The sequence below is a fragment of the Acidovorax sp. SRB_14 genome, from assembly GCF_012932145.1.
Lineage (GTDB): Bacteria > Pseudomonadota > Gammaproteobacteria > Burkholderiales > Burkholderiaceae_C > Simplicispira.
In genome coordinates this window covers 13461-26544 of sequence record NZ_MWOK01000014.1, presented here as the reverse complement: position 1 = coordinate 26544, position 13084 = coordinate 13461, and the positions used below count along the sequence as shown (strand labels likewise).

Genomic DNA, 13084 nt, shown 5'->3' with positions numbered 1-13084 from the left:
TCGGCGAGCGCTTCAATGGCCGGCGAAGTCCACCAGCGTGAACAGCGGCAGGCCGCTGTCCCGCAGGCGCTGCGATCCGCCCAGTTCGGGCAGGTCGACGATGGCCGCGCCCTCCATGACCGTGGCGCCGAGCTTTTCCAGCAGTTTGCGACCCGCCATCATCGTGCCGCCGGTGGCAATCAGGTCATCGATCAGCAGCACGCGGTCGCCGGGCCGCACGGCGTCGGTGTGCAATTCCACCGTGGCGCTGCCGTACTCCAGTTCGTAGGTCTCTGCCACCGTGGTGAAGGGCAGCTTGCCTTTCTTGCGGATGGGCACGAAGCCGACGTTGAGCTCATAGGCCACTACCGCGCCCAGGATGAAGCCGCGCGCGTCCAGCCCCGCAACCACGTCGGGGCGCAACTGGGGGTCCATGTAACGGTGCACGAAGGCATCGATCAACACGCGGAAGACCTTGGGGTCCTGCAGGAGCGGCGTGATGTCCCGGAACTGCACGCCCGGCGCGGGCCAGTCCGCGACCGTGCGGATGTGTTGGCGAAGGTAATCGTTGACGCTGAAGTTTGGCATGGCAGTCGGAAAAGCGGCGCGCGGCGGTGGTCGCGGCGGATGGAGCACGGGGCAGGGGATACAGCACCCTGGGTGCCGGACACGGCCAGTCAGTGTAAACACCTGGGCGGGGGCTTGCGGGGGGCTCTGCGCGCAGCGGCACTCCGCATAATGGGTCGACACCCATGATGGCAAGGTGCGCGGCACGGCCGCGGCGCACCGCCATTGCATCTACACTGGCCCATGCCTGTTTCTGTACTGCTGATCGAAGGCTGCGAGGACCACGCGCAGGCCGTGGTGCGCGCGCTGGCGGACCCCTGGCTGGGCTGGCGCGTGGCGGTGGCGCCGACGCTGTCCCAAGCCCATGCACTGCGCGAGCAGCACAGCTTTGACATTGTCTTGACCGCGCAGCGCGTCAGTGATGGCACGGCTTTCGATGTGCTGCAGGGCCTGGCCGACCTGCCGGCGCTGATCGTGGTGCCCGAGGGTGAGGAAGCGCATGCCGCCCAGGCCATGCGCCATGGGTTCGGGGACTATGCGGTGCAGGATCCGGGTCATCGCTACCTGCTGGCCCTGCCCGCCCAGATGGAGAGCGTGCTCGAGCGCAGCACCGGCATGCGCACCCAGCGCAATGCCGAGCAGATGCTGGAACGCCAGCACCGGTTGCTGCAGGCCATTTCGCGTGCCCAGGCGCTGTTCATTGCCAGCGCCTCTCCGCGGGCAGCGTTCGAGGCTTTGCTCCAAGAGATGCTGCGGCTCACGCACAGCGCATTCGGCGTGGTCGGGCAGGTGGAGCACGTGTCGGGTGGGGCGCCCCGCCTGCATGTGCACGCCGTCTCGGACCTCGGCGCGCAGGCCCGCGACGGCACGGCGTGGGACCCGCCACAGGCTCTGGTCGATGCCACGCTGCGCAGTGCCACACCGCTCATCCGCAACGACCCCGCCAGCGACCCGGGCGCCACCGGCCGGCCGCCGGGCCAGCCCGAACTCACGGCCTTCCTGGGTCTGCCCATCCATGCCGCCGGCCAGTTGGTGGCCATGGTGGGCGTGGCCAACCGCCCCGATGGTTACGGCAGGGGCGATGTGCATTTTCTGCAGCCCCTGCTCAACACCGTCGGGCAGCTGGAAATGGCGCGGCGCGCCGAGGCAGAGCGCCGCGCCATGGAGGCGCAACTGACACAGACCAGCGCCTTGCTGGCCGAGAAAACGCGGGCGTTGGAACTGACGCTGGGCAGCGTGGCGCAAGGCATTGCCACGGTGGACCAGAGCGGCCGCATCCGCCTGTACAACCAGCGCTACCTCGACCTGTTGGACCTGCCTCGGCCCCTGCTGGAGGCGCAACCACACCTCGACGACGTGGTGCGCCTGCAGATCGAGCGCGGCGACACGGGTGCCGGCTTTGCGTTTGGCGAGCCCGGCCCGCACCTCTGCCCCATGGTGCAAGGCCCGGCCTTGCCACGGTGGTCCGAGATGCGCCCGCTGCAGGTGCAGCACACCCGGACCGGCCACTACCTGGAGATGCGCTTGCGGCGGCTGGAGGGCGGCGGTGGGGTGCTGACCTGCACCGATGTGACCGATTACCTGCAGGCGCAGGCGGCGCTGCAGCAGAGCGAGGCGCGCTGGCGCAGCCTGACGCAGCTCTCGTCCGACTGGTACTGAGAGCAGGATGCCGAGTTTCGCTTTGTGCGGTTGGAGGGCGGCACCCACCGCCACGGGGGCATGGCCGATACCGCGCACTATGGGCTCAGGCGCTGGGAATTGCCCGACAGCCTGGTGCCCGAGGCACAGTGGCAAGCCCACCGCGCGCAGCTGGAAGCGCACGAAGTGTTCCACGATTTCGAGATGCAGCGCCGGGGCGCCGACGGCCATGTCGTGTGGGTGTCGGTGAGCGGCGAGCCCATCCATGATGCGGCGGGGCGCTTCACCGGCTACCGCGGCGTGGCCCGCAACATCAATGCGCGCAAGCAGGCCGAGGCGCAGATCGAGCGCCTTGCCTTCTACGACGAGCTCACCGGCCTGCCCAACCGCCGCCTGCTGCTGGACCGCCTGGACTGCGCCGTGACGGCCTGCACGCGCGACGGCAGCCACGGCGCGCTGCTGTTCCTGGACCTGGACAATTTCAAGGGCGTCAACGACACCCTGGGCCACGAGTGGGGTGACCGCTTGCTGGTGCAGGTCGGCGCGCGCCTCACGGCTTGCGTGCGCGCCAGCGACACGGTGGGGCGCCTGGGCGGTGACGAGTTCGTCGTGGTGCTGCGCGGCCTGCATACAGTCGAAACCGAGGCCGCGGGCGAGGCCGAGGCCGTGGCGCACAAAATGCTGTTGGCGCTCAACCACGTCTACGACGTGCACGGCCTGGAGATGCACAGCACGCCCAGCCTTGGCATTGCGCTGTTCAGTGGCGTTGCGCAGTCGGTGCAGGAGTTGCTCAAACGGGCCGACCTGGCGATGTACCAGGCCAAGGCGCAGGGCCGCAACACGCTGTGCTTTTTCGATCCCGACATGCAGGCTGCGGCGTCGGCGCGCTCGGCGCTCGAGGCCGATGTGCGCCAGGGCCTGCAGCGCGGTGAATTTCTTGTGCACTACCAGCCGGTCGTGGACGCCGAAGGCCATGTGCTCGGCACCGAGGCCCTGGTGCGCTGGCAGCACCCGCAGCGCGGCATGGTCTATCCGGGGGAGTTCATTGCGCTGGCCGAACAGACCGGGCTGATTTTGCCGCTGGGCCGCCAGGTGCTGCGGGCCGCGTGCGTGCAGCTGGCGCAGTGGAACGCTCTGCCTGCCACCGCCCACTGGAGCGTGGCGGTGAATGTCAGCGCCCAGGAGTTCCGCCACCCTGAGTTCGTCCAGCGGGTGCTGGAGGTGCTGCACGACACTGGGGCCCCCCCAGCCCAGCTCAAGCTGGAGCTGACCGAGAGCCTGCTGCTGCACGACGTGGAGGACAGCATCGCCAAGATGCAGGCGCTGCGCACGCGCGGTGTCGGGTTTTCGCTCGATGACTTTGGCACCGGGTATTCGAGCCTGAGCTACCTCAAGCGCCTGCCGCTCGACCAGCTCAAGATCGACCAGAGCTTTGTGCGCGATGTGCTCACAGACCCCAACGATGCGGCAATCGCTTGCACCGTGGTTGCGCTGGCGCGCAGCCTGGGCTTGGATGTGGTGGCCGAGGGCGTCGAGACGGCCGGCCAGCGCGACTTCCTGCTGCGCAACGGGTGCCGGCGCTTCCAGGGCTACCTGTTCGGCCGCCCGGTGCCGGCGCAGGACCTGCGGGTCCGGTAACGCCGGGCCGCGCCCCTGGCGGGGCTTCAACCGCGCAGCAGCTTGTCCTGCGCCCCCGCGAGGGCGCTGGGGTGGCCCGACAGCACCAGCGTATCGCCCTCGGCCAGCACCGTGTCGTCGCTGGGCAGGCCCATGCGGCCGTTCCCGTGGCGCAGGTTCACGACCTGCACGCCGATGGCGTGCAGCGCCAGCCGCCCCAGCGGCTGGCCCAGCGTTTGCGCGCCGGGGGGCAGCGTCACCGTCGACAGGCGCGCCTGATCGCGCTCTTGCACGGTGTCGTCGTCGGCACCGTGGAAGTAGCCGCGCAGCAGCTGGTAGCGTGCGTCCCGCTGGTCCTGCACCAGGCGGATGACGCGGCGCATGGGCACGCCCACCAGCGCGAGGGCATGGCTGGCCAGCATGAGCGAGCCTTCGATGGCCTCGGGCACGACCTCGGTGGCGCCGGCCGCCTGCAGCCGGTCCAGGTGCATGTCGTCCTGGGTGCGAACCACCACCGGCACCTGCGGCGCATGGGTGCGTGCATGGGCCAGCACCTTGAGCGCCGCGGGAATGTCCAGGTAGGTCACGGCCACGGCACTGGCGCGTGCCAGGCCCGCGGCCATCAGGGCCTGCAGCCGCGTGGCGTCGCCATAGACCACCGAATCGCCCGCGGCTGCGGCCTGGCGCACGCGGTCGGGGTCGAGGTCGAGCGCCATGTACGGGATGCCTTCGCGCTCCAGCATGCGCGCCAGGTTTTGCCCGCAGCGGCCATAGCCGCAAATGATCACGTGCTTGCTTGAGTCGATGGATTTGCGCGCGATCGCCGTCATCTGCAGCGACTGGTGCAGCCAGTCGCTGGCGACCACACGCATCACGATGCGGTTGCTGTACAGGATCAGAAAAGGCGTGGCCAGCATCGACAGCACCATGGCGGCCAGGACGGGGTTCATGAGCGCCGGCCGGACCAGGCCGTGGTCTTGCGCGAGGGACAGCAGCACGAAACCGAACTCGCCCGCCTGCGCCAGGTACAGGCCGGTGCGCATCGCCACGCCGGGCGTGGCGCCCGTACCGCGCGCCAGCGCCCAGATGATGAGCAGCTTGAGGCCCAGCGGCACCACCAGCAGGCCCAGCACCAGCGCCCATTGCTCCAGCAGGATGTGCCAGTCCAGCATCATGCCGATGGTGATGAAGAACAACCCCAGCAGCACGTCGTGGAAAGGCCGGATGTCGGTGCCGACCTGGTGGCGGTACTCGGTCTCCGACACCAGCACGCCGGCGATGAAAGCCCCCAGCGCCAGGCTCAGGCCCGCCAGCTCGGTCAGCCACGCCAGACCCAGCGTGATCAGGAGCAGGTTCAGCATGAACAGTTCGTCGCTCTTGCGCCGCGCCACCAGCGTGAGCCACCAGCGCATCACGCCCTGGCCGCCGGTCAGTAGCACCGTCACCAGCACGATGGCCTTGAGCAAGGCCAGTCCGAGCGCGCCCAGCAGCCGGTCGGGGGACGAACCCAGGGCCGGAATCAGCACCAACAGCGGCACCACCGCCAGGTCCTGGAACAGCAGGATGCCGAGAATGCGCCGGCCGTGGTCGCTTTCGAGCTCGGCGCGCTCGGCCATGAGCTTGACCACGATGGCCGTGCTGCTCATGGTCATGGCGCTGGCCAGCGCCAGCGCCGTCTGCCAGCCCATCTCCCAGACCCCGCCCAGAAACGCCGCCAGAGCCAGCGCGCCGCCGAAAGACACGGCCATGGTCAACACCACCTGCGCCAGGCCCAGACCGAAGACCAGGCGGCGCATGGCGCGCAGCTTGGGCAGGCTGAACTCCAGGCCAATGGCAAACATCAGGAAGACCACGCCAAACTCGCCCAGGTGGCGCACGCTCTCGGAGTTCTGCGCCAGCGCCAGCGCGTGCGGCCCGATCAGCACGCCGGCCGCCAGATAGCCCAGCATGGGCGGCAGCCGCAGGCTGCGGCACGCCACGACACCCAGCACTGCAGCGAGCAGATACAGCAGGGTCAGGGCGAGCGAGGACATGCCTGCATGCTAGCGGAGCGCCAGGGGCGCGGCCGATAGAATCTGCCCATGCATCCTGCCCCTGGCGCCACCCGCCCCTTCCATGCCGACCAGGCCTTGCGCCTGGCCCGCGAGACCTTTGATATCGAAGCCGCCGCGCTTTTGGGGCTGGGCCAGCGCCTGGACGCGCGGTTTACCCAGGCGGTGCAGAAAATCCTGCAGACGCGCGGCCGGGTGGTCGTCATGGGCATGGGCAAAAGCGGCCATGTCGGCCGCAAGGTGGCGGCCACGCTGGCCTCCACCGGCACCCCCGCGATGTTCGTGCACCCCGCCGAAGCCAGCCACGGCGACCTGGGCATGGTCACCGCCAACGATCTGGTGCTGGCCCTCTCCAACAGCGGCGAGAGCGCCGAGTTCAATGCCATCCTGCCCCTGCTCAAGCGCTTGGGCGCGCCGCTCGTGGCCCTCACGGGGCAGATGCAATCGACGCTGGCACGCCACGCCGATCTGGCCTTGGACTGCAGCGTGGAGCGCGAGGCCTGCCCCCTGAACCTCGCGCCCACGGCCAGCACCACCGCGCAGCTGGCCATGGGCGACGCGCTGGCCGTCGCGCTGCTCGATGCCCGCGGCTTTCGCGCCGAGGACTTTGCGCGCTCGCATCCGGGCGGCGCGCTGGGGCGCAAGCTGCTCACCCATGTCAGCGACATCATGCGCGCCGGCGAAGAGGTGCCGCGCGTGGCGCCGCAGACCGGTTTCAGCGCGCTCATGCGCGAGATGAGCGCCAAGGGCCTGGGCGCCGCCGCCGTGGTGGATGCCGAAGGCCAGGTGCTGGGCATCTTCACCGATGGCGATTTGCGCCGCCGCATCGAGGCCGGCGCCGATCTGCGGGGCGCCACCGCGGCCGATGTCATGCACCCGCGTCCGCGCACCATCTCCCAAGACGCACTGGCGGTGGACGCCGCCGAAATGATGGAAACCCACGGCATCACCAGCGTGCTCGTGCTCGGCGACGGAGGCCGCCTGAGCGGCATCGTGCACATTGGCGACCTGATGCGCGCCAAGGTGATCTGAGGAGCGCCCCGCATGGCCCCGGCCCTCCAGTTTTCTCCCGAGCTGCTGCTGCGCGCACAGGGCGTGCGCGTGGCCTTTTTTGATGTCGACGGCGTGCTGACCGACGGCGGACTCTACTTCAGCGAGGCCGGCGAGACGCTCAAGCGTTTCAACACGCTCGACGGCCACGGTCTCAAGCTGCTGCAGAAAGCCGGCATCACCCCGGCCGTGGTCACCGGGCGCGATTCAGTGCCATTGCGCCTGCGCCTGCGCGCGCTGGGCGTGGAGCACGCTGTTTTCGGTACCGAGGACAAGCGCCCGGCCGCCGAGCAGATCCTCGCCACGCTGGGCCTGGACTGGACGCAGGCGGCCGCCATGGGCGACGACTGGCCCGATCTGCCCGTCATGCGCCGCAGCGCCCTGGCCTGCGCGCCGGCCAATGCGCAGGCCGAGGTGCTGGCGCAGGCGCATTTCGCCACGCGTGCGCGTGGTGGCGATGGCGCGGCGCGCGAGTTCTGCGATCTGTTGCTGGTGGCCAGCGGCCGCTACGCCGCGTTGCTGGCGGACTACTGCACATGAGCGGCGGGTTGCGCGGCGGCTGGGAGCGCGTGTCGATCTACCTTCCCGTCCTGCTGATGGGCTTGCTGGCGCTGGGCACCTTGTGGCTGGTGCGCAATGCGCCAGCGCCCCAGGTGCCTCGGGCCGAGGCCGCCCCCCGGCACGAGGCCGACTATTTCATGCGCGGTTTTTCGGTCAAGAACTTCGACGTGACCGGGCGCCTGCAAAGCGAGGTGCAGGGCGCTCTGGCGAGCCACTACCCGGACACCGACACGCTTGACATCGACCAGGCGCGCATGCGCTCGGTCACGCCCGACGGGCGGCGCACGGTCGCCACCGCGAACCGGGCCTTGAGCAATGCCGACGGCTCGGAGCTCCAGCTGTTTGGCAACGCCATCGTGACGCGCGAGGCCCTAGTGCCCACGTCGGGCGCCGCGCTGCCGCGGCTGGAGTTTCGCGGCGAGTTTCTCCACGTCTGGCCGCAGACCGAGCGTGTGAGCTCCAACCAGCCCGTCACGCTCACGCGCGACCAGGACCAATTCACCGCCGACGCCATGGAGTACGACAACCTGGAACAGGTGCTGCAGCTGCGTGGGCGTGTGCGCGGCGTGATCATGCCGGCGCGCTGAGCTGCCGCCATCCCATGCCGCACCGCCCCTTGGTCTTCATCACTGGCGCTTCCAGCGGCATCGGCCAGGCGCTGGCCGCCCACTACCACCAGGCTGGCTGGCGGCTAGCGCTGGTGGCGCGCGGCACAAATAGCCTCAAATCCTGGGCAAACGCAGGTGGGTTAAGCGCTGATAGCTATGAAATTTACAGCGCGGACGTGGCCGTGCCCGACAGCATCGCGGCCGCCGGGCGCGCCTGCCTGGAGCGCCAGGGCATCCCCGATGTCGTGATCGCCAACGCTGGCATCAGCATCGGCATGGACACCGCGGTGCGCGAAGACCTGGTCGTGATGGAGCAGCTGTTTGCCACCAACACCATCGGCCTCGCGGCCACATTCCATCCTTTCATTGAGGCGATGGTGCAGCGCGGCAGCGGCACCCTGGTGGGCATGGGCAGCGTGGCCGGCATCCGCGGCCTGCCCGGCCATGGCGCCTACTGCGCCAGCAAGGCCGCGGTCATCAGCTACTGCGAAAGCCTGCGCGGCGAACTGCGCAGCGCGGGCGTGCGGGTGGTCACGATTTGCCCTGGCTACATCGACACGCCGCTGACGCGGCAAAACCGCTACGCCATGCCGTTTCTGATGGCGCCGCACCACTTTGCCCGCAAGGCGTTTGCCGCCGTGCAGGCGGGCGTGAGCTACCGCGTGATCCCCTGGCAGATGGGCGTGGCCGCCAAACTGCTGCGCATGCTGCCCAATGGCGTCTTCGATCGCCTGCTGGCCGGGCGGCCGCGCAAGCACCGCCAAGGGCCGGACCGCTAGGGGCCCCTGGGCCGCGAACGCCCGGCAAAAAGGCTCCCTCGGGAGCCTTTGTGTGGTGTCGGGAGCGCAGGCGGTCAATAGTTGTTGCCACCGCCGTAGCCGCCCCCGCCCCCGCCCCCGCTGCGGCCACCGCCACCGCGCGGGCCCGTGCCGTATGGGCTGCGAAAGCCGCCATCGCTGCGGCCGCCACCGTAGCCGCCGCCTTCAGTGCGACCACCGCCATAGCCGCCCCCTTCGCCGCTACGCCCCCCTTCGCGGCCGCCACCGTAGCCGCCCCCACTGCGGGCACCGCCGTAGCCGCCGCCGCCAAAACCGCCGCTGCGCGGAGGACGCGGCTCCATGGGGCGTGCCTCATTGACCACGATGCTGCGACCGCCCAGCGACTGGCCGTTCATGCCGTTGATCGCGGCCTGGGCTTCGGCATCGCTGCCCATCTCCACAAAACCGAAGCCCTTGGAGCGACCAGTGTCGCGCTCCATCATGACCTTGGCGCTGGCCACGCTGCCAAACTGGCCAAACGCCTGCTCCAGATCCATGTCGCGTACACCGTAGGGCAGGTTGCCTACATACAGTTTGTTGCCCATGCCGGGACTCCTCAAAAACACATTGACAAAGCGATGGAGCCCCGAAAACGCAACCAGCCCGTCTGAGAAAGCTCTATGCGTGCAACTGAAGGATCACCGCAAACACTTGGCGGGGTTCTCCCCCCGCCAGCGCATTATGTTCCCGACAATTGGACAAAACGCAAGGCTTTTCGCGTCCTGCAGAGAAGGTGTTGCTCGCAGACAAAAAGAAAAAAGGGACCCGAAGGTCCCTTGTTTGCAGCCTGGCAGGCGCATTGCCTGCTGGCGCTGTGCTGGCTTAGTAGCTGCTGCGGCCACCGCCGTAGCCACCACCACCGCCGCCGCCGCTACGGCCACCGCCGTAACCGCCGCCGCCGCCACCACCACCGTAGCCGCCGCCACCACCAGCGCCGCCGCCGAAGCCGCCGCTGCGGGGAGCACGGGGCTCCATGGGACGGGCTTCATTGACCACGAGGTCACGGCCGCCAAAGTTTTGACCATGCACGCCTTGGATCGCGGCCTGTGCTTCGGCATCGCTGCCCATTTCGACAAAGCCGAAGCCCTTCGAACGGCCGGTGTCACGTTCCATCATGACCTTGGCGCTGGAGACAGAGCCGTACTGGCTGAAGGTTTGTTCCAGATCGCTGTCGCGGAACGTGTAGGGCAGGTTGCCCACGTAAAGTTTGTTGCCCATAAAGGACTCCTGAAAAAACATGAAAACGCGATGGAGTCCGACGCAATCAACAAACCTGTGACGACTTCAAAGACGCGAAACTGACCAATCACCGCTAACTATCTGCTTCCCTACGAAAGCAGAAAAGCGAGTTCATTATCAGGCAATTTCTGGAATGCCCAGATATTTATTTTGCAAGCATGGGCAAAGGCCGCCAAGCCGCGGTCATTTATGTGAATCGGTGGCGATTTAACAACTCTGCCGCAGCCACAGTATGATGACGCCGTCTTTGGGGAGTAGCCGGCCCATGCGTGCGTGCATGGGGGCAGTTGTCAACACACTTGGGGCCCCATGCCCTATGGCAGCTGCAATCTTCGGATTGGCGAGACCATTGACCGCACACCGTCCATTTGGCCGGAGTCGGGGTGCGGTCAATGCGTTCATCCACTGTCCGGCCGGATAGAAAAATTCTCCACCATGGAAGCCTTCCTCGTCTCCACCTCCATCGTTGCCCTCGCCGAAATGGGCGACAAGACCCAGCTGCTGGCGCTCGTGCTGGCCGCACGTTTTCGCAAGCCCTGGCCGATTGTTCTGGGCATTTTCGTGGCCACCGTGCTCAACCATGCGCTTGCTGGGGCCGCCGGCGCCTGGGTCACCACCGTGCTTGGACCGCAGGTGCTGCGCTGGGTGCTGGGGGTGTCGTTCATCGCCATGGCCGTGTGGATGCTGATCCCCGACAAGCTCGAGGACGGTGAAACGGGGGCCGCACCGCGCTGGGGCGTGTTCGGCACGACGGTTGTGGCGTTCTTCCTGGCCGAGATGGGCGACAAGACCCAGATCGCCACCGTCATGCTGGCCGCGCAGTACAGCGCCTGGGTGTGGGTCGTCGCGGGCACCACGCTGGGCATGATGCTGGCCAACGCGCCGGTGGTCTGGCTGGGCGAGCGCATCACGCGCCGCGTGCCGCTGCGCACGGTGCACGGGGTGTCGGCGCTGATCTTTCTGGTGCTCGGTGTGCTGGCGCTCACGGTGCCGGCCTGAGTCCGTCGGCCCCGGCCACTTTTGCTATAGTGGCTGACGCGCCGATTTGCCACAGCTTGCGGGCGCTTTATAAATCCTGCTAAAGACAGACCGACACCAGCACCCGGCCGCGTTTTTAGCGTTGCCGGGTTTTTTTATGTCGTTCATTGCCACCCCCCAGTTTTTGCATTTTCCGCAGGCCTTGCCGCTGCAAAGCGGCGCTTCCATCCGCGACTACACCCTGGCGTTCGAGACCTACGGCACGCTCAACGCCGATCGTTCCAATGCGGTGCTGGTCTGCCACGCGCTCAACGCCTCGCACCATGTGGCGGGCGTGTACGAGGGCCAGGACAAGAGCGAGGGCTGGTGGAACAACATGATCGGGCCGGGCAAGCCGCTCGACACCCGCCGTTTCTTCGTGATCGGCGTGAACAACCTCGGGTCGTGCTTTGGCTCCACCGGCCCCATGCACACCCACCCCGACACGGGCCAGGTCTATGGGGCCGACTTTCCCGTCGTCACCGTGGAGGACTGGGTCCATGCCCAGGCGCGCTTGCTCGATCAGTTGGGCATCGAGCAGCTCGCGGCGGTGCTGGGCGGCAGCCTTGGCGGCATGCAGGCGCTGAGCTGGACGCTGCAATACCCCGAGCGCGTGCGCCACGCCGTGGTGGTGGCCAGCGCCCCCAACCTCACCGCCGAGAACATCGCCTTCAACGAGGTGGCGCGCCGCGCGATCGTGACCGACCCCGACTTCCACGGCGGCCACTTCTACCGCCATGGCGTGGTGCCCAAGCGCGGCCTGCGCATCGCCCGCATGATCGGCCACATCACCTACCTCTCCGACGATGTGATGAACGAGAAATTCGGGCGCCAGCTGCGGGAAGGCCTGGACCTCAAGTACTCGACGCAGGACATCGAATTCCAGATCGAAAGCTACCTGCGCTACCAGGGCGACAAGTTCAGCGAGTATTTCGACGCCAACACGTATCTGCTGATCACGCGCGCGCTCGACTACTTCGACCCGGCGCGCGCGCACGGCGGCGACCTCACGCAGGCCCTGGCGCGCGCCACGGCCAGGTTTCTGCTCGTGAGCTTCACCACCGACTGGCGCTTCTCGCCCAAGCGCAGCCGAGAAATCGTCAAGGCGCTGCTCGACAACCGGCGCGACGTGAGCTACGCGGAAATCGACGCGCCGCACGGACACGATGCCTTTTTGCTCGATGACGCCCGCTACATGGGCGTCATAGGCTCATATTTCGATAGCATTGCAAAGGAGCTGGCATGACCGAGAAAGCCACCATGCGGGCCATCGCCGCCCTGGTGCCGCCGGGCTCGCGCGTGCTCGACCTCGGCTGCGGCGACGGCGCGCTGCTCGACTACCTGCAGCGCGAGCGCGCATGCAGCGGCTACGGCGTGGAGATCGCCGACGCCAACGTGCTGGCCTGCGTGCGCCGCGGCGTCAACGTGATCCAGTTCAACCTCGACGAAGGGCTGGCGCTGTTCGAGGACAGCTCGTTCGACGTGGTGCTGCAGATCGACACCCTGCCGCACCTGCGCAACGCCGAGGTCATGTTGCGCGAGACGGCGCGCGTGGGGCGCGCAGGCATCGTCGCGTTCCCGAACTTCGCGCACTGGCCCAACCGCCTGTCGGTGCTGCGCGGGCGCATGCCGGTCACGCGCCGCCTGCCCTACCAGTGGTACGACACGCCCAACATCCGCGTCGGCACCTACAAGGACTTCGAGGTGCTGGCGCACAAGAACGCGCTGCGCATCCTCGATGCCTTCGGTCTGCAGGACGGCCGGACCGTGCGCGTGTTGCCCAACGCGCGCGCGGGCACGGCCGTATTCCACTTCGAGCGCGGCGGCGCCTGAGCGGTGTCGCCAGCCAGGCGGCCGCGGTGTCACTTCGCCTTGCCGTGCGGCAGCCCTGGCGCCTGGTGCATGCGCGGATGGGAGCCGGGTGAGGCCAGCTCTAGAA

11 protein-coding genes, 1 pseudogene and 1 riboswitch are annotated in these 13084 nt (G+C 68.0%); of the genes and pseudogenes, 8 read left to right on the top strand and 4 right to left on the bottom strand.

Annotated elements, in window-relative coordinates; all coding sequences use genetic code 11:
- Positions 1 to 12: 12 nt before the first annotated feature.
- Positions 13 to 567, bottom strand: a complete 555-nt coding sequence (locus B2J86_RS12050; protein WP_169168688.1) for an adenine phosphoribosyltransferase — start codon at positions 565 to 567, stop codon at positions 13 to 15.
- Between the two features lie 222 nt (positions 568 to 789).
- Between B2J86_RS12050 and B2J86_RS18435 the strand changes: the two are divergent.
- Positions 790 to 3822: pseudogene (locus B2J86_RS18435) on the top strand (EAL domain-containing protein).
- 26 nt (positions 3823 to 3848) lie between these two features.
- Here B2J86_RS18435 and B2J86_RS12040 read toward each other — a convergent pair.
- A complete protein-coding gene (locus tag B2J86_RS12040; protein ID WP_169168690.1) occupies positions 3849 to 5834 on the bottom strand; it encodes a monovalent cation:proton antiporter family protein in 1986 nt (661 codons plus the stop codon).
- A 48-nt stretch (positions 5835 to 5882) separates the two neighbouring features.
- Between B2J86_RS12040 and B2J86_RS12035 the strand changes: the two genes are divergently transcribed.
- Genes B2J86_RS12035 through B2J86_RS12020 form a run of 4 tightly spaced genes read left to right on the top strand, consistent with a single transcriptional unit; the run spans position 5883 to position 8850 of the window.
- Entirely contained in the window at positions 5883 to 6884 is a 1002-nt protein-coding gene (locus B2J86_RS12035; protein ID WP_169168691.1) for an SIS domain-containing protein, read from the top strand.
- Between the two features lie 12 nt (positions 6885 to 6896).
- On the top strand, positions 6897 to 7442 hold the full coding sequence (locus B2J86_RS12030; protein WP_169168692.1) for an HAD family hydrolase: 546 nt from the start codon (positions 6897 to 6899) through the stop codon (positions 7440 to 7442).
- Positions 7439 to 8050, top strand: coding sequence for an LPS export ABC transporter periplasmic protein LptC (lptC, locus tag B2J86_RS12025; RefSeq protein WP_169168693.1), 612 nt, complete (start codon positions 7439 to 7441; stop codon positions 8048 to 8050). The genes B2J86_RS12030 and lptC overlap by 4 nt, the downstream gene beginning before the upstream one ends.
- Before the next feature lie 14 nt (positions 8051 to 8064).
- The gene (locus tag B2J86_RS12020) at positions 8065 to 8850 is read left to right on the top strand and encodes an SDR family oxidoreductase (protein WP_173025710.1); all 786 of its coding nucleotides are present in this window, start codon (positions 8065 to 8067) and stop codon (positions 8848 to 8850) included.
- 74 nt (positions 8851 to 8924) lie between these two features.
- Here the strand turns inward: B2J86_RS12020 and B2J86_RS12015 are convergent, their stop codons facing one another.
- Together B2J86_RS12015 and B2J86_RS12010 are read right to left on the bottom strand one after the other, a co-directional pair.
- Positions 8925 to 9434, bottom strand: a complete 510-nt coding sequence (locus B2J86_RS12015; RefSeq protein WP_173025709.1) for an RNA-binding protein — start codon at positions 9432 to 9434, stop codon at positions 8925 to 8927.
- 277 nt (positions 9435 to 9711) lie between these two features.
- Positions 9712 to 10107, bottom strand: coding sequence for an RNA-binding protein (locus B2J86_RS12010; RefSeq protein ID WP_169634989.1), 396 nt, complete (start codon positions 10105 to 10107; stop codon positions 9712 to 9714).
- 258 nt (positions 10108 to 10365) lie between these two features.
- Positions 10366 to 10546: riboswitch (yybP-ykoY riboswitch) on the top strand.
- Between the two features lie 17 nt (positions 10547 to 10563).
- On the opposite strand from B2J86_RS12010, the gene B2J86_RS12005 reads away from it, so the two are divergent.
- From B2J86_RS12005 to metW, 3 genes are all read left to right on the top strand, one after another.
- Positions 10564 to 11127, top strand: a complete 564-nt coding sequence (locus B2J86_RS12005; RefSeq protein ID WP_173025708.1) for a TMEM165/GDT1 family protein — start codon at positions 10564 to 10566, stop codon at positions 11125 to 11127.
- Between the two features lie 136 nt (positions 11128 to 11263).
- The gene (locus B2J86_RS12000; RefSeq protein ID WP_173025707.1) at positions 11264 to 12391 is read left to right on the top strand and encodes a homoserine O-acetyltransferase; all 1128 of its coding nucleotides are present in this window, start codon (positions 11264 to 11266) and stop codon (positions 12389 to 12391) included.
- Positions 12388 to 12978 (top strand): methionine biosynthesis protein MetW, encoded by a 591-nt coding sequence (gene metW / locus B2J86_RS11995; RefSeq protein WP_173025706.1) that lies wholly within the window; start codon positions 12388 to 12390, stop codon positions 12976 to 12978. The genes B2J86_RS12000 and metW overlap by 4 nt, the downstream gene beginning before the upstream one ends.
- Positions 12979 to 13084 lie beyond the last annotated feature (106 nt).

Coding starts and splice junctions, on each gene's coding strand:
- B2J86_RS12050 (WP_169168688.1), bottom strand. CDS start 567: ATGCCAAACTTCAGCGTCAACGATTACCTTCGCCAACACATCCGCACG.
- B2J86_RS12040 (WP_169168690.1), bottom strand. CDS start 5,834: ATGTCCTCGCTCGCCCTGACCCTGCTGTATCTGCTCGCTGCAGTGCTG.
- B2J86_RS12035 (WP_169168691.1), top strand. CDS start 5,883: ATGCATCCTGCCCCTGGCGCCACCCGCCCCTTCCATGCCGACCAGGCC.
- B2J86_RS12030 (WP_169168692.1), top strand. CDS start 6,897: ATGGCCCCGGCCCTCCAGTTTTCTCCCGAGCTGCTGCTGCGCGCACAG.
- lptC (WP_169168693.1), top strand. CDS start 7,439: ATGAGCGGCGGGTTGCGCGGCGGCTGGGAGCGCGTGTCGATCTACCTT.
- B2J86_RS12020 (WP_173025710.1), top strand. CDS start 8,065: ATGCCGCACCGCCCCTTGGTCTTCATCACTGGCGCTTCCAGCGGCATC.
- B2J86_RS12015 (WP_173025709.1), bottom strand. CDS start 9,434: ATGGGCAACAAACTGTATGTAGGCAACCTGCCCTACGGTGTACGCGAC.
- B2J86_RS12010 (WP_169634989.1), bottom strand. CDS start 10,107: ATGGGCAACAAACTTTACGTGGGCAACCTGCCCTACACGTTCCGCGAC.
- B2J86_RS12005 (WP_173025708.1), top strand. CDS start 10,564: ATGGAAGCCTTCCTCGTCTCCACCTCCATCGTTGCCCTCGCCGAAATG.
- B2J86_RS12000 (WP_173025707.1), top strand. CDS start 11,264: ATGTCGTTCATTGCCACCCCCCAGTTTTTGCATTTTCCGCAGGCCTTG.
- metW (WP_173025706.1), top strand. CDS start 12,388: ATGACCGAGAAAGCCACCATGCGGGCCATCGCCGCCCTGGTGCCGCCG.